Here is a 21,935-nt window from a genome sequence, read left to right as displayed (position 1 = left end):
CAATCGATTTCTATACGCTCTCACCTCATCAGCCCCATAACCTGAAGGCGGAGGAGGAAAAGCAAGCGATACAATATCGATTGCACGACGAACGGGAAATAGCCAAACCCGCAACAAAACAAACCGCCCGCTTTTCGAGCGGGATTTTTTTTGGTAACGGGTCGTAGATTTTAAGCCTAGTCAGGGGCCCGCAAGGAGGCAAAGCCGACAAAGCGGGAGACAAAACTACAAATGCTCCCGCAAAAAACCAATCCCGAAACAAGATTTCATAAATCCCCCCAAGCTCCGGCAGATATGCGCGGAGTTTTTTGTGTTTAAAACATACGAATGAGAAAAGAGGGGGGAGGGGAAAGTGAACTTAGAAATTCGCTTTTACTGATTATAAGCATTGCTATGGTTCTGGGCAGTCGGATTAATTTTTAGTATTAAAATGATATTTGTGATGGTTCTATAAGAATGCGGAGTGCCTGAATGATTAAACTATTGTGTGCCGGTGTTCTTGTAAGCCTGATATTGCCGTTGGAAATGGCATCAGCTCAAACTTTTCGTGTCTGTCACGGTTATGATTGTTATTACCGAACCAAAGTGACGCTTAGTTCAAAGGATGAGAGCCGTATCCGTAATCTGTTACAAAAGGCTACTCGTAGCGCAAATGACGAGAGAAAAGCGTTGCGGATGGCTGTCGCAATATTTGAAGAGCGCAGCACAGCAATTATCAGTGTTCGTGACAAACCAAAAATGCAGTTCGGCAAAGCCCGCATTAAAGGGCAGATGGATTGTGTTGATGAATCGATCAACACGGATAATTTCCTACGTTACTTAGAAACACGCGGTTGGTTAAAGCATCATACTGTCGCTAAACGAATGACACGCGGTTCATTCATCGATGGCCGTTATCCGCACTGGACTGCAGTTATTAAAGATATCTCTGGACAGAGCTGGGCTGTCGATTCCTGGTATGAGGCAGGTGGCGGAATGCCTGATATTATGCCGCTTCAGGATTGGAAACGTCGTGGATATGGCGGCGAGCGTTAATCCCGCAGACATAAGAAGCACTGTAACCGGATACAGACAGCTAATGTGCAGAGATCATACAGATTTCTGCAATTCATTCCTTGCCATTGATAAAGACACTTATATTCTATGTGTGAATGAGTGACATATGGGGAATGAAATGACTCCGGAAGAAATTTTTGTATCGTCGCAATGGGTGAAAGACCGTCAGAAATCAGGCGGTCTGAAAATCGTTGACGGTTCTTGGTATATGCCGGCGACAAAACGCATCTGCGGTGAAGAATTTGAGCAGGTTCATATTCCGGGCGCAGTCTTTTTCGATCAGGATAAGATCGTCGATCCGAGCTCTTCTTTTCCGCATACTGTTCCTTCACCGGAAGTTTTCGCGGATGCAGTGGGCAAGCTGGGCATCAGCGTTGATGATGAGATCGTTATCTATGAAACCGGTGATTTGTTTGCCGCGCCCCGTGTCTGGTGGCTGTTTCATATTATGGGCGTGCACAAACTGCATATTCTGCGCGGCGGTATTGCTGCATGGCAGGCTGAACGCTTTGAAACAGAGAGCGGTAAAGTCGCACCAGAGCCTGTTGCATTCAAACCGGTCTATGCCGGTGAAAAAGTTGTCTTCATTGAAGAAATGGTGCTGATTGCCAAACATGCAAAAGCACATATTACGGATGCCCGTTCGGCCGAACGATTTACCGGTGCCGTACCAGAGCCGCGTGCGAATGTCCGTTCCGGCTCTATTCCCGGTTCTGTCAATGTGCCTTACGGATCGCTCGTAGAAGACGGCGCTTTCAAAGCGCTTGATACGATGAAGGTAATTTTTGAAGCACAGGGTGTGAAAAAAGACAAGCCGGTTGTAACAACCTGCGGCTCAGGTGTGACAGCCGCTGTGTTGTTTCTTGCGCTCAATTTGCTGGGTTATGAAAATGTCCGTCTGTATGACGGTTCATGGACAGAATGGGGCACAGTGACCTGAGCGGTTTTTCTGCGTAAATGCCAGTTAATGGTATAATTTTCTTTGAATTTGCACCATAGAAAACTGTTGTTCTTGTAATTGGCTATGTTTTGGAACGTAAATATCGTGAATGCATGAAGTCATTGATCTGAATCAATGAGAAACATTCCTGACAGTCTCAGATGGAGGTGAAGAGACGACTCAGGAGTTCAACATGAAGCTTGTTAAAACACTGGTCCTATGTGGTCTGGGCTTGTTTGGCGCAAGCTATGCTATCGCAGTCACATCGCACCATTGGTATGCACCAAAACAGGAAGCTGACGTTAATATTCAGGATCCGGCACTGATTAAGCAAGGTGAATATCTTGCCCGTGCCGGTGACTGTATTGCTTGTCACACTGCACCCGGCGGCAAGGAATTTGCCGGTGGTCTGGGTATGCAGACACCGCTTGGCACGATTTATTCCACCAATATTACGCCGGATAAGAAAACCGGTATCGGTAATTACAGTTACGGCGATTTCGAGCGTGCTGTACGTCGTGGTGTGCGACCTGATGGCGTGGCGCTTTATCCGGCCATGCCTTATGTTTCCTATGTCGTTGTAAAAGATGACGATATCAAAGCGCTTTATGCATATTTCATGTCGCGCGTGGAAAGTGTGGAGCAGGAAAATCAGGCTTCCACTTTGCCTTGGCCGATGAATATGCGCTGGCCGCTGGCCTATTGGCAGCTCGCTTTTGCGCAGCCGCGTGAATTTACTTCGGCAACCGGTATGGATGCGATGATTGATCGTGGTGCCTATCTGGTTGAAGGTTTGGCCCATTGCGGCGCCTGCCATACACCGCGTGGTATCGGCTATCAGGAAACTGCACTCAGCGATGACAAGAAGGGCAATTACCTGTCCGGCTCTGTTCTTGAAGGCTGGTATGCGAAGAACCTGCGTGATGAAGGCACCGGTCTTTCCACATGGACTGAAACCGAAATTACCGACTTCCTGAAAACCGGCCGTAATGATCGCACCGCCGCCTTTGGTGGTATGGCCGATGTGGTTGCCCATAGCAGCCAATATCTGACGGATGACGATCTGACATCGATTGCCCGCTATCTGAAGAGCCTGCCTGCGCGTGACAGTCATCCGCAGCAATGGACACCGAAGCAAGATGTGACAACTGCAGCTCTGCGTGCCGGTGATTTCTCCGCTCCGGGTGCCGTTGGTTATGTGGATAATTGTGCGGCCTGTCACCGTCTGGATGGTCGTGGTGCGGAACGGGTTTTCCCTGCTCTTGCCGGTAATTCTATTGTTTTTGCGGAAGATCCGAGCTCACTGATCCAGCTGACACTGGATGGTGCTGCGATGGCTGACACGCCGCATGATCCGATGGTGTTCAAGATGCCGGGCTTTGCCCATCTCACCAACAAGGAAATCGCGGATATTCTGAATTTTATCCGTAATGGTTGGGGTAATCACGGTTCGCACATCAAGGATAGCGATATTGCCCGCATGCGGCATCTGATTGAGCACAAGCCTGTGCATTATGTTCCGGAGGCAAAATAATGAGTAAGCAATTCTGGATCGGTACAGCTGCAGCACTTGTCGTAACAATCGCAGCTGCAGGCGCAGGCTGGACATTTCTGGTGAAGCCGTCGCGGGTGGATGCGCCGCCGCTGCCGACCTATGATGTGGTGGATGCAGAAGGCAAAGTCGTTGGCAAATATACGATCCCGAGCGATGATCTGATTGCCAAAGAACCGGATGCGGAAGCCATTATGTATGGCAAGCGCCTGCTCAATGAAACAGCCCGTTTACTGCCGGAAAATGTCGGTGCGGGACTGAATTGTAACTCCTGCCATCTGGCACAGGGTAAGCTGGATAAAGGTGCGCCTTATATTAATTCCTATAATTTCTATCCGCGGGTGATGCCGCGTGCGGGTAAGGAAGTTAATCTGGTGATGCGTATCAATGGCTGCTTCCAGCGTTCGATGAATGGTAAGCCGCTTGATCCGAAGTCCGAGGAAATGGGCGCTATGATTGCCTATATGAAATGGCTCGGTCAAGGATTGCCGAAAGAGCATATGGTGAAAGTGTCCGGTGCCGGAAAAATTGATGAGTCACTGGTGCCGGATCCTGTCAAAGGCAAGGCGATTTATGCAACCCAATGCGCCGTTTGTCATGGCAATGACGGTGAAGGCAAAAAAGACCAGTTCGGTGATTATGTCTTCCCGCCGCTTTGGGGCGATGACAGCTTTAACATTGGTGCGGGTATGGCGCGTACCTATAAGGCAGCGGCATTTGTCAAATATAATATGCCGGTCAGCGTCCATCAGGACGGTATGCTCGGGCAGGGTGGCGTGCTGACCGATCAGGAAGCGGTTGATGTGTCTGAATATTTCACACATATGCCGCGTCCGGATTTTGCCGGTAAGGTCAATGACTGGCCGAATGGCAAAAAGCCGAAAGATGCCCGCTATTAGAGCGCCGTGCGCCCCGCTGGGCGCACAAAAGTCGCTCTAACACTTTAAAAGTAGAGCATAATTTCTTAAGCTGATCCAAGTTTAAGGAATTATGCTCTATAATCGCGTGTGGTGCGTGATCGGAAAAACCGGCAGCAAGAAATTGCTGCCGGTTTTTTGTTCTTGCTTGCGGGATATTTAGGTGACAAACAGATTTCTCATTCTGAACCGCTGCTTTGCTATGCGGAAAATATAAAATTTTGAGGTCCCGTGAATAAGCTGCTGCGAATTATTCTGATTGTTGTGATTGCTGCAATCGCTGTTGCCGGACAGCGTTGGTATAGTTATGTGACCAATACTACAGATCCGTTTGATGAAGTTGGGATTGATCTGCAATCCTATATGCCTGCACCGATCCGCCATTGGGGTTGCATGCAGCTGAAAAAGAATTTCGGCACAAAAACTTTGCCGCCTTATGGTTGTCAGTCACCGGATAACAGCGCAAGCTGGATTGAGGGATAAGCCCTTCAGCAAGATACAAAAAAGGCGCGGACAGGTTTCATTGTCCGCGCTTTTTTGTTGTTATGCCGGATCAGCGCCAGCTGAGGAAATAATGTTCAACCCTGCCGATCATCCAGCTGGTAATCAGTCCCATGACGGAGAGGATAGTAACACCGGCAAACAGGCGCTCCAGATCATAGAGCGAACCGGCTTCCAGAATATAGGCGCCGACGCCATATTGCGCGCCGAGCATTTCGGCAGCAACCAGCAGAATAATGGCGATGGCGATGGAAACACGTAAGCCCGACAGAATGCCGGGCAGGGCACCGGGCAACACGATTTTGCGGATGATTGACCACCAGCGCAGATTAAAACTTTGCCCCATGCGGATCAGGCTGCGATCCACATTATCAACCGCACCATAGGTTGCCACGACGGTCGGGGTGAAAGTACCGAATGCAATCAGCGCATATTTTGACATTTCATCAATGCCGAACCAGATCACAAACAGCGGCAGCAAAGCAATTTTCGGGATCGGGAAAATAGCGGCGACAAGCGGTACCAGACCGGCACGGACATAGGAGAACAGTCCGATCATTGTGCCGAGCAGCACACCGGCGAAAATCCCCATAGATGCGCCGACAATCAGTCGTTGCAATGACGGCAACAGATGTTGCCAGAGCAGGCCGGTATCATAGAGCTGATAGAAAGTGCCCAGCACCGCAGAAGGACGCGGCAAGGTCAGATTAGAAATAAAACCTGTGCGGGTGCCGATTTCAGCCAGTGCAATCAAGGAAATAAACAGCAAAGGCGCTATGAAACGTACTTTCACCGGTGCAAAACCGCCGCCGCGAAAGGGTACAGGACGGGTGATGATTGTCTGGTTATCTGATGGTTTTGTCATTTCAGCAGCTCCTGATCCGCAGCCATCGCTTCATCGCGCATAAGAGCCCATAGTTCCTGCTGCTTGGCATCCAGTATAGGGTCTGCGAGATGGCGCTGATCGAGAGGCGTGTCGATTGTCACAACCTGATTGATCCGCCCCGGACGGCGGGACAGCACCACAATCTTATGGCCGAGGCGCACGGCTTCAGCCAGATTATGGGTGACATAGACAGCGGTGAAAGGCTGGCGCGTCCAGAGCGATACCAGATCGTCCATCAGCAATTCGCGGGTCTGGCTGTCGAGTGCGGAAAGCGGCTCATCCATCAGCATGACATCAGGGCGCACAGCCAGTGCACGGGCAATGGCAACGCGCTGTTTCATGCCGCCGGAGAGCTGTTTGGGATAGGCATCTGCAAAATCCGAGAGACGGGTGCGTGCCAGCACATCACTGATGATTGCATCCATCTCTTTGGCGGATAATTTGTGATCTTCCAGCACCAAGCGGATATTACCGGCAACCGTGCGCCAAGGCAGCAATGCAAAATGCTGGAAAACATAGGTCAGCGGATTGAGAGAGGACGGGGAAGGTTCCCCGACTTGCAGAACCTGACCGGATGTCGGCTGTTCAAGACCGCCGATAAAACGGAGCAAAGTGGATTTGCCGCAACCGGAAGGGCCGATCAGACAGACGATCTGCCCCTGATTGATTTCAAGCGTGATATCACGCAAAACTTCGACCTTGCCGTAATGGTGGCCTACATTTTTTAACAGCAAATCCATGCAGTTTTTACTTCTTCTTGTCAGGGCGGCAGGGTTAAAGTGTATCCCGAAAAGTGTGAAGCGGTTTCGGATAAGATACACGTAATAACAAAAAGATCGAGTATTTCTATAAATTAAAACAAGCTAGAAATACTCGATCGCTACGGGCCCTGATATTTCGCGGAGGGGAGCCGGTTGAACAAAAGAACCGGCTCAGAATAGAAAATCAGATGGTTTTGACGTAGCTGGTGTCAAACAGCATTTCAGGGGTGATGGTGTCTTTTACCATCTTCTCGTCTTTGAACCAGTTGAGCTGTTCAGTGACAGAGGCAAGAGACAGGGCAAGACCCTTGTTGATACGCATTGCGCCATTGACCAGATTGGTTTTGGCCTGATCGAACGGCAAATCCATTTCCACATATTTATGGGTGATCTTGGCAATCGCATCGACTTCTTCCGCAGAGGCGGTTTTGTCGACCAGAGCCGCATTGTAATCATCAATGGCTTTGGAATAAGCGCGGATGAAAGCTTCTGTTTTCGCCCGTTCTTCCGCAGCATTTTTGGTGGAAGTGAAAACAGTTGTCACCTGATAATCCGGCGCAACATCAGAGACCAGCCCGATCTGCTTTGCCGCGCCTTCTGCAATCATCTTCTTGGCAATGCTTGGCTGAATAGCCCATGCATCAATCTGGCCGGAAGTCAGAGCGCCGACAACAGCGCCGACCTTCTGCAACGGGCGCAGAGTGATTTCAGACAGCGGAATATTGTTAGCCTTGGCAATTTTGTAAGCCATGAAGTGGAAGGACGAACCGGCAGTGGTAATGCCAAAGCTCTTGCCTGCCAGATGCTTAGGCTCGGTGAGACCTGCTTCATAGGCTTTGTTTGAAGCAAGAATGATCTGACCAGCGAGGCCTTTTTCTTCCTGCAGTGAACCACCGATGACTTTTACCGCATTCTTTTCGGCGAGATTGATCAGGCCGCCGCTCATGGCTGTAACGCCGTAATCAACATCGCCACCGGCAATGGCTACGGCCATCGGCTGTGCAGCTTCAAAATATTTGAATTCCATATCGAGGTTTTCGGCTTTGAAATAGCCGCGTTCCTGCGCGATGAAGCTTGGTGCCTGACTGGCAAGGCGGATAATACCGAGCACGGCTTTAACCTGTGTGCTTTCGGCTCTGGCACTTAAAGAAAAAGGAGCACCCAGCACAGTCATGGCACCGGCTGCGCTGAGCCCTGCGAGAGTCTGACGGCGGGAGAGCTGGAATTTCTGCATCTGTATATCCTTACCAAAAGCGGTCAGGTGTATTGTTATAAGCGACAATATCCGATGATCCGCTGTCCGTGCCCGACGCTTTATTACGCAAAGACATGGAATTTTTTGCAATGATTTCGTGCGTTCTTGTAGAGCAAATTCATCGGGATTTGAAGTTAAAAGCAGTCAGATAGCTGTTTGTTCCTCGTAATTGTGAACGGAAACAGCGATTTTAATTGTTGTCCGGCATAAAAATTTTGAATGAGCTTTGTGGTGCAGGGACAGGCATAACAGATCTGTGAAAGCAGAGTCGTTGCATGTGCTTCTCATCTATGAGCGTGCAAAATGCTGTTTGTTAATATTAAACTGACATTTCTTATCGTGCTGCCCTGTTCGTGAAAATGTTGTTTGGTCACAAGGCAGACTCTGCGATACAAGATTATGTCAGGCGGGCTTTTGCTGGCAAGTCCGGATTTTTCCGGTTGCTATTGCCGCCTATGTCAGCGGGAGCGTTATCGTGTGCGGATTAGCAGGCTATGTCGGGCAGATAAAAACAGATCAGGCGCCGGAGATTTTACTGCGCCGCATGGCAGATGCCGTTGCTCATCGCGGCCCTGACGAGCAGGGCGCTGTTGTTCTGAATGGGGCAGGTCTGGCGCATAAACGTTTGTCCATTGTCGGGATCAGCGACGGTCAGCAACCGATGACAATGGCCGATCAGCGCTACGTGCTGGTTTTCAACGGTCAGATTTTTAATCATGCAGAACTGCGCCGTGATCTGGAAGCACAGGGCGCACAGTTTCGCACCCATAGCGATACGGAAGTGATCCTGCATCTTTATGCCCGTTATGGCACGGATTGCCTTCGCTTTATGAATGGTGATTTTGCCTTTGCTTTATGGGATGTGCAGTTAAAGCGCATGTTCATTGCCCGCGACCGGCTGGGTGTGCGTCCGCTCTTCTACACCCATGCGGACGGGGTGTTATATTTCGCTTCGGAGATCAAGGCATTGCTGCGCGTGCCATCAGTACAGGCGGAGCTCGATCCGGTTGCACTGGATCAGATTTTTACGCTCTGGGCACCGGTTGCGCCGCGCACAGCCTTCCGTAAAATTTATGAGCTTGAACCAGCGCATATGATGATCTGTGACGAAAACGGCATGAAAATGCAGCGTTACTGGACGCTGGATTATCCGGATCGGGATGATGCCGCCGTCATTCATGATGCAGATGCTGCCGCAGAAGAACTGGAAGCTTTGCTGCAGGATGCCACAAATCTGCGTATTCAGGCAGATGTGCCTGTCGGCACTTATCTTTCCGGCGGGTTGGATTCATCATTGATTGCTGCTTTTGCGCAGCCGCTGACAAAAGGTGAATTGCATAGTTTCTCCGTGGGCTTCGAGCAGGCGGATTATGACGAAAGCCGCTATCAGCAAATGGTGGCGCAGGCATTGCATACAAAACATCATTCGATCTCTATCGCGGAAGATGATATTGCAGTGATTTTTCCCGATGTTATTCAGGCTGCCGAAGTACCGCTGGTGCGCACGGCACCGGCGCCGCTTTATCGTCTTGCACAATTGGTGCGGGAAAGCGGCATGAAAGCGGTCTTGACCGGTGAAGGCGCGGATGAGGTCTTTGCCGGCTATGATATTTTCCGCGAGGCAAAAGTCCGCCGTTTTTGCGCGCGGCAACCGCAATCGCACATCAGGCCGCAACTGTTTCGCAAGCTCTATCCTTATTTGCCCGGCTTAAAAGCACAGACACCGGAAACTCTGGCTGCTTTTTTCGGTATTCACGGCACTGATATGGCGGATCCGCTTTATTCGCACCGGCCGCGTTTTAAGGCGACAAGTGCTGCCAAATTGTTTTTCTCCGGCGATCTGAAACGGAAACTCGGCGATTATGATGCGGGTGAGGAGCTGGCTTCCAAACTGCCGGAGCGGTTCGGGCACTGGCATGAGCTGCATCAGGCGCAATATCTGGAGTGTCGTTTTCTGCTGCCATCCTATATTCTCTCCAGTCAGGGAGATCGTATGGCTATGGCGCATGGTGTGGAAACGCGCTTTCCGTTTCTGGATTGTCGCCTGTCTGAATTTGCAACAAGGCTGCATCCGTCGCTGAAGCTGCATGGGCTGACCGAGAAATATCTGCTGCGCCGTGTTGCAAAACAGCGTGTTCCGGCGGAAGTTTTACAGCGGCAGAAACAGCCTTATCGTGCGCCGGACAGTCATTCTTTCACCGGAAAGGGTGAGAAGGAATATGTCCGTGACCTGATGAGTGAAAACCGCATTGAGGAAAGCGGCTATTTTAACGCTAAAGCCGTATCTAAATTATACAATAAGAATAAAGAACAAGGTCTGACTGGCTTTCGTGACAATACAGCCTATGTCGGTGTGCTTTCTACACAAATATGGCTGAAAAAATTTACAAGTTTACTGAGCTAGTTCGGAAAATTTAAGAATCTTATAGACTTTACTGTCAAAGTTATGTGTTAAGACAGCGAATAAAGTATAGTATTTTACGGACTTCATTAGAGTATTCTCAGATTGTTGCTGCGGCAGCTCTGGGAGTGTCAGAAATGATCGAAACAGGATATGAGCATGAGTGATACGATCAAAGACCGCTTACGTGCGTTCATTATTGAAAATTTTCTTTTCGGCGACACGGATTATGCGCTGGAAGATGATGCATCGCTGATCGACAATGATGTGATGGATTCCACAGGCGTGCTGGAACTGATTGCTTTCATTGATGAGGCCTTCGGGATCAAAATGGCGGATGCAGATATTGTTCCGGCTAATCTCGACAGCCTGTCAAAAATCACTGCCTATGTAACTGCCCGCAAAGCTGCCTGATAGCAGGCAATCTGTCCGATGATGCGTATCGAGAACCATCTTAAATTCCATGCACACAATACCGGCCACAAGACTGTGCTGGTAACCGGACAGGTACGTCTTTCCTATGCGGAATTTAATGCCAAAGCCGAGGCTTTGGCGCATAGTCTGCGGGCGCAGAATGTACAGCGCGGGGATCGCGTTGTCATTTTCATGGATAATTGCTGGCAGGCAGCGGTATCGGTTTTTGCTATTCTGAAGGCCGGCGCGGTTTTCACACTGGTGAATCCGTCAACCAAAGCAGATAAGCTCGGTTATATTCTGAACGACTGCACGCCCTCTGCTCTGCTGACACAGGCTAAATTATTGCCGGTTGTTGATGAGGCTGAGGCTTTTGCTGCAATACCGGCTTTGATTGCCGTTAAAGGCCCGAGCCGTTCCAAGCGTCCGCATCTGCTATTCGAGACTGCAGTTGAGCCGCAGGAAAATCAGGCTGAAATTATCAGCGGTGGCATTGATATTGATCTGGCCATGCTGATTTATACATCCGGCTCAACGGGGCGCCCCAAAGGCGTGATGATGACACATCGCAATATTGAGGCGGCAGCGACCTCTCTGACAGGGCTGCTGAAAAATACAGCTGATGATATTATCCTCTCTGTATTGCCGCTGTCTTTCAATTACGGACTGTATCAGTTGCTGATGACAGTGAAGCTCGGCGCAACGCTGGTGCTGGAAAAGTCCTTTGCCTTTCCGCAGGCGGTGTTTGATATGATGCGCGCGGAGAAGGTAACCGGATTTCCTATCGTACCGACAATGTCTGCGATTATGATGCAGATGCGTGATCTGACATCCGGTTTTCTGCCCGATCTGCGCTATGTTACCAACACTGCCGCACAATTGCCGGTGCCGCATATCGAGTTTCTGCAACGCATTGTGCCGGATGCAGAAATTTATTCCATGTATGGCATGACAGAATGCAAACGCTGCACATGGCTGCCGCCGCATATGATCAGCGAGAAGCCGGAATCGGTGGGTATCGCACTGCCGAATAGCGAAGTTTATCTGATCGATGAACAAGGCGGACCGGTGCCTGTGGGTGAAGCCGGTGAAATGGTGATACGCGGGCCGAATGTGATGCAGGGCTACTGGAACAATCCCGAGGCCAGTGCTGCGGTGCTGAGAAGCGGGCGTAATCCGTGGGAAAAGGTTCTGCATACCGGTGATCTGCTGCGTATGGATGCAGACGGATATTATTATTTCGTCGGACGCAAGGACGACATCATCAAATCGCGCGGAGAAAAAGTACCGCCGAAAGAGGTAGAGACTGTGCTTTACACGCATCCCGCTATTCGGGAGGCTGTTGTAGCCGGTGTGCCTGATACAATGCTGGGGCAGGCGATCACCGCAATGGTGACCACCGCAGATGCAGAACTGACTGATAAGGAGATTATCCGGTTCTGCCGCCAGCATCTGGAAGATTATATGGTTCCGGTTTTTGTTCTGGTTACGGATGAATTGCCGCGAACCGATACAGGTAAAGTCAGCCGTCGTCTTGCGGCGGAAATATTGGCCAAACAATACAGGCAGTTTCAGGATGAATAAGATTCAAGAATTTTCTGCACAGACGATGGTGATTGATGCGGAAGCTGAGGTGGAGAAAATCACCGCTGCCTTGCGTCGTCAGCTGCGCGGTCTGCGCCGCCGTGGTCTGGTTGTCGGTATTTCCGGCGGTATCGATTCCAGCGTGAGTACGGCACTGGCTGTGCGCGCTGTCGGTGCGGATAAAGTCTTCGGTATTTTTATGCCGGAAAATGATTCCGACCCGCTGTCACTGGCGCTGGGGCAAAAGCTTGCAGGCACCTTTGGTGTACAGACAGTGATTGAGGATATCGGCCCTGCCTTGGCTGCCATGGGCTGCTATCGCCGCCGTGATGATTTTATCCGCTCGGTTGTGCCTGCTTACGGAGAGGGCTGGGCGTCGAAGCTGGTGATCAATAATGCTTCTGAAAATGGCGGCTATAATATTTCCTCGCTGGTGGTGCAGTCACCGGATGGTCTGCAGGAAAAAATCCGCCTGACACCGGAAGCCTATTTAGGCATTGTTGCTGCTACCAATATGAAGCAGCGCACCCGCAAGCAGTTTGAATATTATCACGCGGATCGTCTGAATTTTGCGGTTGTCGGCACGCCGAACCGGCTGGAATATGATCAGGGCTTCTTCGTGAAGAACGGTGACGGTGCGGCGGATGTGAAGCCGATTGCTCATCTCTATAAGACGCAGGTCTATCAGCTTGCAGACTATCTGGGTGTGCCTGCAGAAATCCGTCAGCGTCCGCCGACAACGGATACTTTCTCGCTGGCGCAGACACAGGAAGAGTTCTACTTCTCCCTGCCATATAATCTGATGGATCTTTGCCTTTACGCGCTCAATCACAATATCAGCGCGGCAAATACTGCAAAAGCCACCAATCTGGGTGAAGATCAGGTGCAGCATGTCTGGGCGGATATTGCGGCTAAACGCAAAACCACCAAAGCGCTGCATGAGCCGCCGCTCTTGGTTGAGCCGGTTAAGGACTTCCTGTCATAATGAGAAAGCCGCCTTTTCAGGCGGCTTTTTTTGTCAGTGTTTAAAGCGGATTGGCATAGAGCCTGTTCCAGAATTCTCCGGCAAGGCCGTTCAGTAAGGCTTTTCCTTCAACAAAAGGCGGCAATAAAGCCGGATCCTGCGCCCAGACCATCGTTGAACATAAATGAGTGAAAGCAATGCGTTTCCCGAGCATCGCTTCCATCAAATCCGGTTGTGTGCGTCCGCGAATGGCGACAGCGCCGTTGGAGGCTGCATGGTGGATCAGCGTATCAATCATCTGGCTTGCTGCTTTCGGGTCACTGAAGAATTCCAGCACACGCGCTGTTTTGCCAGACTCTAAGTGATAGAGAAAAAGGCCGAGATTTTTGCCGGATTTAGTACCCGCTTTGACCATATAGGCCTTGCCATATTCAGGCTTTTGCACGGCATCTTCCAGACGGTTCAGCAATTGCTCCGTATTCCATTGCGGCCGGCAGGAAAAGCTTTGCGCGTAATGCTGGTAGAGCTCAGCAAATTCTGTTGCATCAATATCCGTGCAGGTCAGTTGCTGAGCCGTTGGCCAATCCGATGGTGTGGCTGACCAGCGCAGGCTTTTGCCATGCATGGCATTGCGTTTGCGATCATCAAATTTGCGGGCGAAGGGTTGCAGCATTGCGAGAGGTTTGAGCTTGCTGCCTGCGATTTCTGTCATGAAGCCGAGCGGGCGAATAATCCGCAACCAGTCAAGGCTGTAATTGGTGAGTTGAACCGCATCCAGTTTTTTCCAGATCGCTGCTGCAACCTCACTGGCTGTTTCGGTTATCATCAGATCATAACCGTCTTTTTGCAGACTGCGCATCAGTTTGACACCACCCAGAGGATTATGCTGATGATCCTCAACCATCAATGTGCTGACAATGGCGGTGCGCAGTGTTTTATTGGTCGCCTCACAAAAATAATCAAAATAATTCACGCCGAGAAAGCCGCTGACATTGCCGTTTTTATCGAGCAGAACTTTGGAGGCTGGCACCGTCTCTCCGGCAAAACGGATATAAAGCCGCTGAAGATAGGCGATCAGTTCAGCAGACGGTTCCTTGTCGCTTTTCCGGAATATTTTTTGAAAAAGCTTAGCGACTACCGGTATATCCGCTTCTGCTAAGGATCGGATTTCAGTCATGGTCAGTTTATCCCGTCGTTAGAGTCTGACATTCTGCACATTCATCTGCGCATTATACCTGCTCTGCTTCCCGCTTCTGCTGCTGACAGCTGTCGCTTGGCTCTTGGTTGATAATCATACTATGCGGGATAAACCCTTTAGAATCTTTTACTTAAATGTTGGGACTGTCCCACAGAAAATTGTGATGAAGATAAACTTGACTCTTTTTATCAAGTTTATTATTCCCGAGGCATAAGAGCGAAACTTACTCTTCAATTGCTGCTTTTCAAAACTTGTCATGATTATGCATGGCAGGACAGACGACGTCTGCCTGCCAAAGGGGGTACTATGTCTGTTGTCAGGCACTGTCTGCGCGCATCTTTTGCCGGTACGATTTTGAGCCTTACGGGTTTGAGCATTGCCGGTCTCGGAATTTTTACAGGTATGGCTGCGGCACAGCAGCGGGAAACAACCGCACAGGATGCGGCAAAAGATAAAGCTGCGGAGAGTGCCACACAGCTGCAAACAATTACAGTGACCGGTGGTTTGAACGGGCCATTTGCTCAGGGTGACGGAATATATCGCACACCCGCACCAGTCAGCTCTGTAAGCAGTGATGCGCTGCAGCAGCGTTTTGGCGGCGATCTGCAAGCGGCATTGCGCTCGACACCCGGTGTATTCACCCGTCAGCAATCCAGTCAGCCCGGCATTGAGGTGAATATTCGCGGAATGAGCGGTTTCGGCCGTGTGAATGCGATGATTGATGGTGTGCCGCAAACATTCCGCAATGTAGCAGGCCATGCTTCATCCGGCGGTACCTTGCTCTATGTGCAGCCGGAACTGCTTGGCGGCATTGATGTGAGCAAAGGTGCCGTGGGAGGCGCCGCCGGTATGGGGACTCTGAGCGGCGCCGCAAATTTCCGCACACTTGATTTTGACGATATTGTTTTGCCGGGGCGTGATGTCGGCGTGCTGACACGCTGGAAAGCCGGAACCAACGGGTTCCGCGGCTCGGGTATGCTGGCAGGTGCCGCGCGTGCCAATCTGAACAATGATAAATCCAGCAATGTCAGTATTCTCGGTGCTTTTGCACGCACGTCTTACGGTACATTTAAAAATGGTGACGGTGTTTATGTCGATAGCGGGCGCGATGCTACCAACCGTCCGGGGGGCGGGCTGGTCAAATTTGAAATTGCACCATCCGCCGAGCATAATCTTAAACTTGGTGCGCGCTGGTATGAGAACCGGTTTACCTATGCCAATTACGAGCAGGATCTGAAGAACGCGTCTTACACGGCCAATTATGCCTATACGCCGGATGATAATGACTGGATCGATCTGAAGGTGAATGCCTATTATAACCGCACCAATATGGATTATGCGGCGACCGGCGGCAGCTATCGCGGACGCAAAACCGATGATCGTGGCTATGGTTTTGACATTTCCAATACCAGCAAAACAATGCTGAGTGATGATGTACAGCTCAAACTGTTCTATGGCGGGTCTTTTGGCAGCGATGAATATGTCATCAACAGATATCGCGGTGCGAACCCTCCGGGTAGCTTAAAGAAATCCAGCGGTTTTACCGACGCAACTTTGTCGTGGAATATTTTTACGCTGACCGGCGGTCTGCGTTACGACCACTGGAATGTTGAAGGTTATCAGCCTGCCTATGCGGCAGGCACAGGGGATTGTCCTGCTGGCGGACCTGTCTGCGGCAACAAGGATATTGAGCGCAGCAGCGGCAAATGGTTGCCGAAAGTCTCTCTGACCGCGCAGCCTTATGACGGGCTGGAGCTATATGCGACCTATGCCCATACTTCCCGCCCGCCGACGGTGCAGGAAATGTTCTTCTCGCTGATCCCGATCGGTGCAGGGCTCGGCAGTGGTATTGCCAATAATCTCAATCTTGAGCCGGAATATAGCAAAGGCTGGGATATCGGGGTGAACTTCACAGAAGACGGTTTACTGCGCAGCGATGACAAGTTCCGCCTCAAAACCGGCTTCTTCCACAATTCCATAGAGAATTTCGTCGTCAATGATTTTGTTAATGTGCCTAATCGCGGCCCGACAGCAATGTGGATCAACCGTCCGGGCATTACCAAAATGTATGGCTGGGAGATTGAAGGCAGTTACGATCTCGGCTTTTTCTATACCAATGTTTCTTATACCAAAGCCAAGACGGATCAGCCGATCGGTGAGGGTGCCGGTGCAGGGAATGGTGATGCCTTCATGATACCGGATCAGTATGGCACGCTTGATGCAGGTTTCCGTGTGTTTGACGAGAAACTGACTTTGGGTGCGCAGGCACGTTATTTCGGCAAAAGCAGCTATGCCGGATTTGGTACAGATTTTGGCCAGAAATTCGCACTGCCAAGCTATATTCTCTATGATCTCTATGGCTCTTATAAGCTGAAGGAAAATGCGGAATTGTTCTTCTCGGTTGAGAATGTGGCCAATAGGAATTACCGCGTCGCTGTGTCGGGGCCATTGGGTGAGAATGAATATTCAGGAAAAGGCCGCAGCTTTATATTCGGTGCCAGTGCCAAATTCTGATCTTTGCCAGATAGTCTGATTACAAAAACCGCCGGACAAGTTCCGGCGGTTTTTTTATTGTTTGAAGAAAAAATTTCACAGTTGCGTCAAAATAGCCAGTACGTCTTTTTTCAATGTTGCCTATGGTACGGGCATAAGGTTCGCTGGCAGCTTGCACATTGATTTTACAGGCTGTTTGAATTTTTCAGTGTGATTATTACACCGAACCATGCATGATGGAGCATCTGCTTCAGATAGGAAATTCTGCGGTGTCGCAAAGTGTATCCCCTTTAGCCCCGTTTAAACATAAAGCTTTTCGCTCTTTATGGACTGCAACGCTTGCTTCCAATCTGGGCGGGCTGATCCAGACTGTCGGTGCAGGCTGGATGATGACGACCATCGCGCAATCCTCCAATATGGTGGCGCTGGTACAGGCCTCCACCACTTTGCCGGTGATGTTTTTCTCGCTGTTTGCCGGTGCTTTAGCTGATAATTTTGACCGCCGCCGTATCATGCTGATTGCCCAATTTATGATGCTGCTGGTGTCGCTGATGCTGGCGATTTTTGGCTATATGGGCTGGCTTACGCCATGGCTTTTGCTGAGTTTTACATTCCTGATCGGCTGCGGCGGAGCCTTGCATAATCCGTCATGGCAGGCCTCGATGGGTGATATCGTGCCACGCTCTGATTTGCCGGGAGCGGTGGCGCTCAACAGCATGAGCTTTAATGCCATGCGCAGTATCGGCCCTGCGATCGGTGGTTTTATCGTGGCCGTTGCCGGTGCTGCTTTTGCCTTTATCATCAATGCTGTCAGCTATATTCCGTTGATTGTTGCGCTGCTGCGCTGGAAGCCGCAGGTGACACAATCCACGCTGCCGCGTGAGACCTTTGGTCGTGCCGTTTCCGCCGGTCTTCGCTATGTTTCCATGTCGCCCAATCTGATCAAGGTGATGTTTCGCGGTTTTCTTTTCGGCCTGTCCGCCATTGTTGTTCTGGCTTTGCTGCCGCTGGTTGCACGCGATCTGGTGCAGGGAACGGCGCTGACCTATGGTATTATGCTCGGCGCATTCGGCCTTGGTGCGATTGCCGGTGCATTCACCTCCGGTGAACTGCGCGAGAAATTCGCCAATGAAACCATTGTGCGCGGTGCGTTTATTGCTTTTGGTATCAGCGTTTATCTGCTGTCTTATAGTCATTCGGTTATTTTAAGCTGCCTGTTATTGCTGCCTGCCGGTGCGTCATGGGTGCTGGCTTTGTCGCTGTTCAACGTGACTGTGCAATTGTCCACGCCGCGCTGGGTGGTGGGACGTGCTTTGGCGCTTTATCAAACTGCTACTTTTGGCGGCATGGCCGCTGGTAGCTGGCTGTGGGGGTCCGTGGCTGATGGTTACGGCGCTGAAACGGCTTTAAGCGTTGCAGCCTTCACGCTGGTAGGCGGAGCGCTGGTTGGTCTGGTGTTTAAACTGCCGGAATTCGACAAGCTCAATCTTGATCCACTCAATTCTTTTTCCGAGCCGCAATTGCGTCTGGATATCCGCCCACGCAGTGGTCCGATTATGGTGATGGTGGATTATCATATCGAGCATCATAATGTTCATGCCTTTCTGGAGGCGATGGCCGCGCGCCGCCGTATCCGCATTCGTGACGGAGCACAGCAATGGGCATTGCTGCGTGATCTGGAAAATCCGGACATTTGGACAGAGACTTATCATGTGCCGACATGGGTGGAATATGTCCGCCATAATCAGCGCCGTACCTATGCGGATGCTGCGGTATCCGAGAAGTTACTGTCGCTGCATAAAGGGCCGGAAAAACCGCGCGTTCATCGTATGATCGAGCGCCAGACTGTGCCTTTGCATGATGATATGCCGCTGAAACCGCATATTGAAATCACCTGATTGGGACGCCAGCCGGAAATTTAAAAACGCCGGTCTGATCGTCAGACCGGCGTTTTTTATTGTCACCGCTGTGTTGGCCGGAATGAAATATTTTATGGCACCATGACAGAATGACGCCAGCATGATAAAACTATACTAATTATCTCATATTTTAACGCCGATAACAGGCGTATAGTTTATGAGGCTGATATGCAGATTGATATTCAGGATTTTCCGCTGGTGCGGATGGATTATTCCGGTGCAGGCCAGCAGGGGATCGAAGAAACATTGCAGATTTTTGAGCAATGCCTGCAACGCAAACAAGCTTTTGTCTTTCTTGGCTGGGCTGCGGATTTTGACAAGGATCCGAACGAGAATGTGGCAGACCGGCGCGCCGTTTCTCTATGGATGAAACAGCATAAAGCCGAATTACGAGATTATGTGAAGGCGATGTATTATGTTGAGCCAAGTGCAGTGAAGCGCTTAGCGGCGAAAGCTTTTGCAGTCATTTACGGGAAGTTCTGGGGGCATCCGATGATTGTCACGGAGAGCCGCGATGAGGCTATAAAACAGGCCTATGAACTTTTAGGATTATCATCAGAGTAACGGTGATTTTATGTTTTTCACGACAGATTTTCCTGATTATGCTTTGCCGGATCAGATAAACCGTCCCGTGGTTGTCATGGGCTTATCGATGGTTGTTGATGGCTGGGAGTTTCCGCGTCATTCCCATCGCAAAGCGCAACTTTTATTCAGCGCCAGTGGTGTGGTGACAGTTGAAACGGATAGCGGTGTCTGGGTTGTGCCGCCGCAATGCGCTGTATGGATACCGGGTGGGTTATTTCATAAAGCCAGAAGCTCCGGCGAGGCACGCGGTTTCGGTCTGTTTGTTGCGCCGGACGTTGTGGACGGTTTGCCGGAGAATTGTTGCAGCGTTTCCGTCTCGCCTTTGCTGCAAAGCTTGCTGGAAAAAGCTGCGGGTTTTGATCCCTGCTATGATGAAGATGGTGCAGAGGGCAGGCTCATCACTGTGTTGCTGGATGAATTGGTGGCTGCGCCATTGGAGCAATTACATCTGCCGATACCGGCGGACAGCCGTTTGCGCAAGCTGACCGATATTTTGCTGGATGATCCGGCAAGCCACGCGACACTGGAAGAATGGGCGCATCGTATCGGCATGAGCGAGCGTAGTCTGAGCCGGTTATTCAGCCATGAAACCGGCATGAGTGTCGGGCGCTGGCGGCGGCAATTGCATGTGATAACCGGTGTGCAATTGCTGACACAGGGGCGGTCAATCCAGTCGGTGGCTTTTGATCTGGGCTATGAGAGTGCCGGTGCTTTTGTCACGATGTTCCGCAAAGCAGTCGGCACACCGCCGGGGCGTTTTCTGGCCGAACGGCGCTCGTCATGGAACCTGTTTCGCGGCGCTGTTTTACAGTAACCGTCAGAGCATTTTCAGTTTAGACAAATATTAAAAATGCTCTGACTAGTTATGATTTACGCGCATCTTATCCGAAAACCGCTTCACACTTTTCGGGATGCGCTCAAGTCCAGAAATAACGGATCAGGTGGAAGAACACCGGCGCGGCGAAAACCAGACTATCGGCGCGATCCATCATGCCGCCATGGCCTTCAATCATATGTCCCCAGTCTTTAACGCCGCGGTCACGTTTAATCGCTGAAGCGACAAGGCCGCCGAAGAAACCCATAATACAGGCAATGGCTGCAAGGCCGCCTGCCTGTAGCGGGGAAAATGGTGTGAGCCATGAAAGCGCTGCACCCAGCAAAGATGCGCTGGCCACACCGCCGATCAGGCCTTCCCATGTTTTCGATGGGGAGACTTTTGGCGAGATGCGGTGTTTGCCGAATAATTTGCCGAAGATGAATTGCAACACATCGCAGCCCTGAACAACGGCAATCAGAAAGGCGATCAGCAGCATTTGCCGGCCTTCAAAACCCTCAATATGCAATGTCGCCAGCGCAGGGACATGGCTGATGCAATAGACCGAGAGCATAATGCCCCATTGCTGCTCGGAAATGCGCTCCAGAAACCGGCTGGTATTGCCCCAAAGCGCTGTGAGTACCGACATAGCCAGAAACACATAAACGGGAATGAAGATGGAATAGAGCCCGTACCATTCCACCCAGACCAGATAATATTGCACCGGAATAACAATCAGGAAGGCACCAAGCAACAGCCAGTGATCGCTGCGATGGGTATGAGTGAGGGTCACATATTCCCGAAGCGCTGCGAAAGAGACCAGTCCGAACAGAATGACGACGCCGGTCTTTCCAAACAGAAAAGCGATGCTGATTGCGGCGATCATAATCCACCACGCACGGATGCGTGCATTGATATTGCTGAGTGTGGAAGGCAGTGGTTTGGCACTGCGCCAGCTGATTAATGTGGCAGCAAGGCTTGCGACTGATAACAGCACAACCAGTCCGATCAGCAGAAGATTGGTTTCTTCAGTCACGATGTTCTCCGTCGGAATGGGGGCTGAGGGTCAGCAAGGCATGTTGTGCACGGTGCAGAAAGTTTTTGCGCTCTTCATCCGGTTGCAATTGCAGCGGCGCACCGAAAATCACACGGCATAATAGCGGTACCGGCAGAAATGTGCCTTTCGGCAAAACGCGGGACATATTCTCAATCCAGCAGGGCACCAGTTCCACATCAGGGCGCGCTTTGGCCAGATGATAGAGACCGGCGCGAAAACGCAGCAGCGGATCGTCTGTCATATTACGGGTGCCTTCAGGGAAAAAGATCAGCGACTGGCCGCTGTCGATTGCACGCAGCATCACCAGTAACGGGTCTTCACTGCGCTCAATCCAGTTGCGCTCCACCAGCACTGTGCCGAGCAGCCGCGTGGCAATGAAGCGGCGCAGGCGGTTGCTGTTCCAGTAATCGGCACCGGCAACGGCGCGGGTTCTTGCGCGTTCGCCTAAGGGCAGTGAGGAGGACAGCAGAATGAAGTCGCCATGGCTGGTGTGGTTAGCAAAATAAATGCGCTGTTTGCGGGACGGGACTGTGCCGCTCCAGATCGGACGCACGCCGGTAATGGCGCGGGAAAAAAAGGCCAGAACCATGCCGGAGAAAATCTGTAATACTGAATGCGAGTCCGGATCGGCCATGAAG

19 protein-coding genes are annotated in these 21,935 nt (G+C 50.9%); 13 read left to right on the top strand and 6 right to left on the bottom strand.

Annotated features, from left to right (window positions below; all coding sequences use genetic code 11):
- Positions 1-471 precede the first annotated feature (471 nt).
- From BKD14_RS15680 to BKD14_RS15660, 5 genes are all read left to right on the top strand, one after another.
- Complete coding sequence (locus tag BKD14_RS15680) at positions 472-1,035, top strand: hypothetical protein (protein ID WP_245293659.1); 564 nt, start codon at positions 472-474, stop codon at positions 1,033-1,035.
- Between the two features lie 127 nt (positions 1,036-1,162).
- Positions 1,163-1,996, top strand: coding sequence for a 3-mercaptopyruvate sulfurtransferase (gene sseA / locus BKD14_RS15675; RefSeq protein ID WP_245293658.1), 834 nt, complete (start codon positions 1,163-1,165; stop codon positions 1,994-1,996).
- Between the two features lie 193 nt (positions 1,997-2,189).
- Positions 2,190-3,530 (top strand): cytochrome c, encoded by a 1,341-nt coding sequence (locus BKD14_RS15670; protein ID WP_075657137.1) that lies wholly within the window; start codon positions 2,190-2,192, stop codon positions 3,528-3,530.
- Positions 3,530-4,447 (top strand): c-type cytochrome, encoded by a 918-nt coding sequence (locus BKD14_RS15665; protein WP_022709635.1) that lies wholly within the window; start codon positions 3,530-3,532, stop codon positions 4,445-4,447. Before BKD14_RS15670 ends, BKD14_RS15665 begins: the two co-directional genes overlap by 1 nt.
- Positions 4,448-4,696: 249 nt before the next feature.
- A complete protein-coding gene (locus BKD14_RS15660) occupies positions 4,697-4,948 on the top strand; it encodes a hypothetical protein (RefSeq protein WP_075657136.1) in 252 nt (83 codons plus the stop codon).
- Positions 4,949-5,018: 70 nt separating this feature from the next.
- Here BKD14_RS15660 and BKD14_RS15655 read toward each other — a convergent pair whose 3' ends face one another.
- From BKD14_RS15655 to BKD14_RS15645, 3 genes are all read right to left on the bottom strand, one after another.
- Positions 5,019-5,831, bottom strand: a complete 813-nt coding sequence (locus tag BKD14_RS15655; protein ID WP_022710625.1) for an ABC transporter permease — start codon at positions 5,829-5,831, stop codon at positions 5,019-5,021.
- Positions 5,828-6,592 carry an ABC transporter ATP-binding protein gene (locus BKD14_RS15650; protein WP_075657135.1) on the bottom strand — a complete coding sequence of 255 codons (765 nt, stop codon included), beginning with the start codon at positions 6,590-6,592 and terminating at the stop codon, positions 5,828-5,830. Before BKD14_RS15650 ends, BKD14_RS15655 begins: the two co-directional genes overlap by 4 nt.
- Positions 6,593-6,797: 205 nt before the next feature.
- A complete protein-coding gene (locus BKD14_RS15645; RefSeq protein ID WP_075657134.1) occupies positions 6,798-7,847 on the bottom strand; it encodes an ABC transporter substrate-binding protein in 1,050 nt (349 codons plus the stop codon).
- 496 nt (positions 7,848-8,343) lie between these two features.
- Between BKD14_RS15645 and asnB the strand changes: the two genes are divergently transcribed.
- The 4 genes from asnB to nadE all read left to right on the top strand — a co-directional run bounded on the left by asnB (position 8,344) and on the right by nadE (position 13,252).
- Positions 8,344-10,272, top strand: coding sequence for an asparagine synthase (glutamine-hydrolyzing) (gene asnB / locus BKD14_RS15640; protein ID WP_075657133.1), 1,929 nt, complete (start codon positions 8,344-8,346; stop codon positions 10,270-10,272).
- A 156-nt stretch (positions 10,273-10,428) separates the two neighbouring features.
- Complete coding sequence (locus BKD14_RS15635) at positions 10,429-10,683, top strand: acyl carrier protein (protein ID WP_022710621.1); 255 nt, start codon at positions 10,429-10,431, stop codon at positions 10,681-10,683.
- 21 nt (positions 10,684-10,704) lie between these two features.
- Complete coding sequence (locus BKD14_RS15630) at positions 10,705-12,267, top strand: class I adenylate-forming enzyme family protein (RefSeq protein WP_075657177.1); 1,563 nt, start codon at positions 10,705-10,707, stop codon at positions 12,265-12,267.
- Complete coding sequence (nadE, locus tag BKD14_RS15625) at positions 12,260-13,252, top strand: NAD(+) synthase (RefSeq protein WP_075657132.1); 993 nt, start codon at positions 12,260-12,262, stop codon at positions 13,250-13,252. The genes BKD14_RS15630 and nadE overlap by 8 nt, the downstream gene beginning before the upstream one ends.
- 40 nt (positions 13,253-13,292) lie before the next feature.
- Here the strand turns inward: nadE and BKD14_RS15620 are convergent, their stop codons facing one another.
- Positions 13,293-14,408, bottom strand: coding sequence for a hypothetical protein (locus BKD14_RS15620; RefSeq protein ID WP_075657131.1), 1,116 nt, complete (start codon positions 14,406-14,408; stop codon positions 13,293-13,295).
- Positions 14,409-14,735: 327 nt separating this feature from the next.
- Between BKD14_RS15620 and BKD14_RS15615 the strand changes: the two genes are divergently transcribed.
- From BKD14_RS15615 to BKD14_RS15600, 4 genes are all read left to right on the top strand, one after another.
- A complete protein-coding gene (locus tag BKD14_RS15615; RefSeq protein ID WP_075657130.1) occupies positions 14,736-16,943 on the top strand; it encodes a TonB-dependent receptor in 2,208 nt (735 codons plus the stop codon).
- Positions 16,944-17,191: 248 nt separating this feature from the next.
- Positions 17,192-18,820 (top strand): MFS transporter, encoded by a 1,629-nt coding sequence (locus tag BKD14_RS15610; protein WP_075657176.1) that lies wholly within the window; start codon positions 17,192-17,194, stop codon positions 18,818-18,820.
- A gap of 189 nt (positions 18,821-19,009) precedes the next feature.
- Positions 19,010-19,405: a hypothetical protein gene (locus tag BKD14_RS15605; RefSeq protein ID WP_075657129.1), complete on the top strand. Its 396-nt coding sequence runs from the start codon at positions 19,010-19,012 to the stop codon at positions 19,403-19,405.
- Between the two features lie 10 nt (positions 19,406-19,415).
- Complete coding sequence (locus BKD14_RS15600) at positions 19,416-20,240, top strand: helix-turn-helix transcriptional regulator (RefSeq protein ID WP_075657128.1); 825 nt, start codon at positions 19,416-19,418, stop codon at positions 20,238-20,240.
- Positions 20,241-20,343: 103 nt separating this feature from the next.
- Here BKD14_RS15600 and BKD14_RS15595 read toward each other — a convergent pair whose 3' ends face one another.
- Together BKD14_RS15595 and BKD14_RS15590 are read right to left on the bottom strand one after the other, a co-directional pair.
- Positions 20,344-21,276 (bottom strand): phosphatidate cytidylyltransferase, encoded by a 933-nt coding sequence (locus tag BKD14_RS15595; RefSeq protein ID WP_075657127.1) that lies wholly within the window; start codon positions 21,274-21,276, stop codon positions 20,344-20,346.
- On the bottom strand, positions 21,269-21,931 hold the full coding sequence (locus BKD14_RS15590; protein WP_022710611.1) for a lysophospholipid acyltransferase family protein: 663 nt from the start codon (positions 21,929-21,931) through the stop codon (positions 21,269-21,271). The genes BKD14_RS15595 and BKD14_RS15590 overlap by 8 nt, the downstream gene beginning before the upstream one ends.
- Positions 21,932-21,935: the final 4 nt, after the last annotated feature.

Origin of the sequence: Pseudochrobactrum sp. B5 (genome assembly GCF_001939785.1) — a bacterium.
GTDB classification, from domain to species: Bacteria; Pseudomonadota; Alphaproteobacteria; order Rhizobiales; family Rhizobiaceae; genus Pseudochrobactrum; species Pseudochrobactrum saccharolyticum.
The sequence above is the reverse complement of the archived record's forward strand: the minus strand, read 5'-3'. Positions and strand labels throughout refer to the sequence as shown.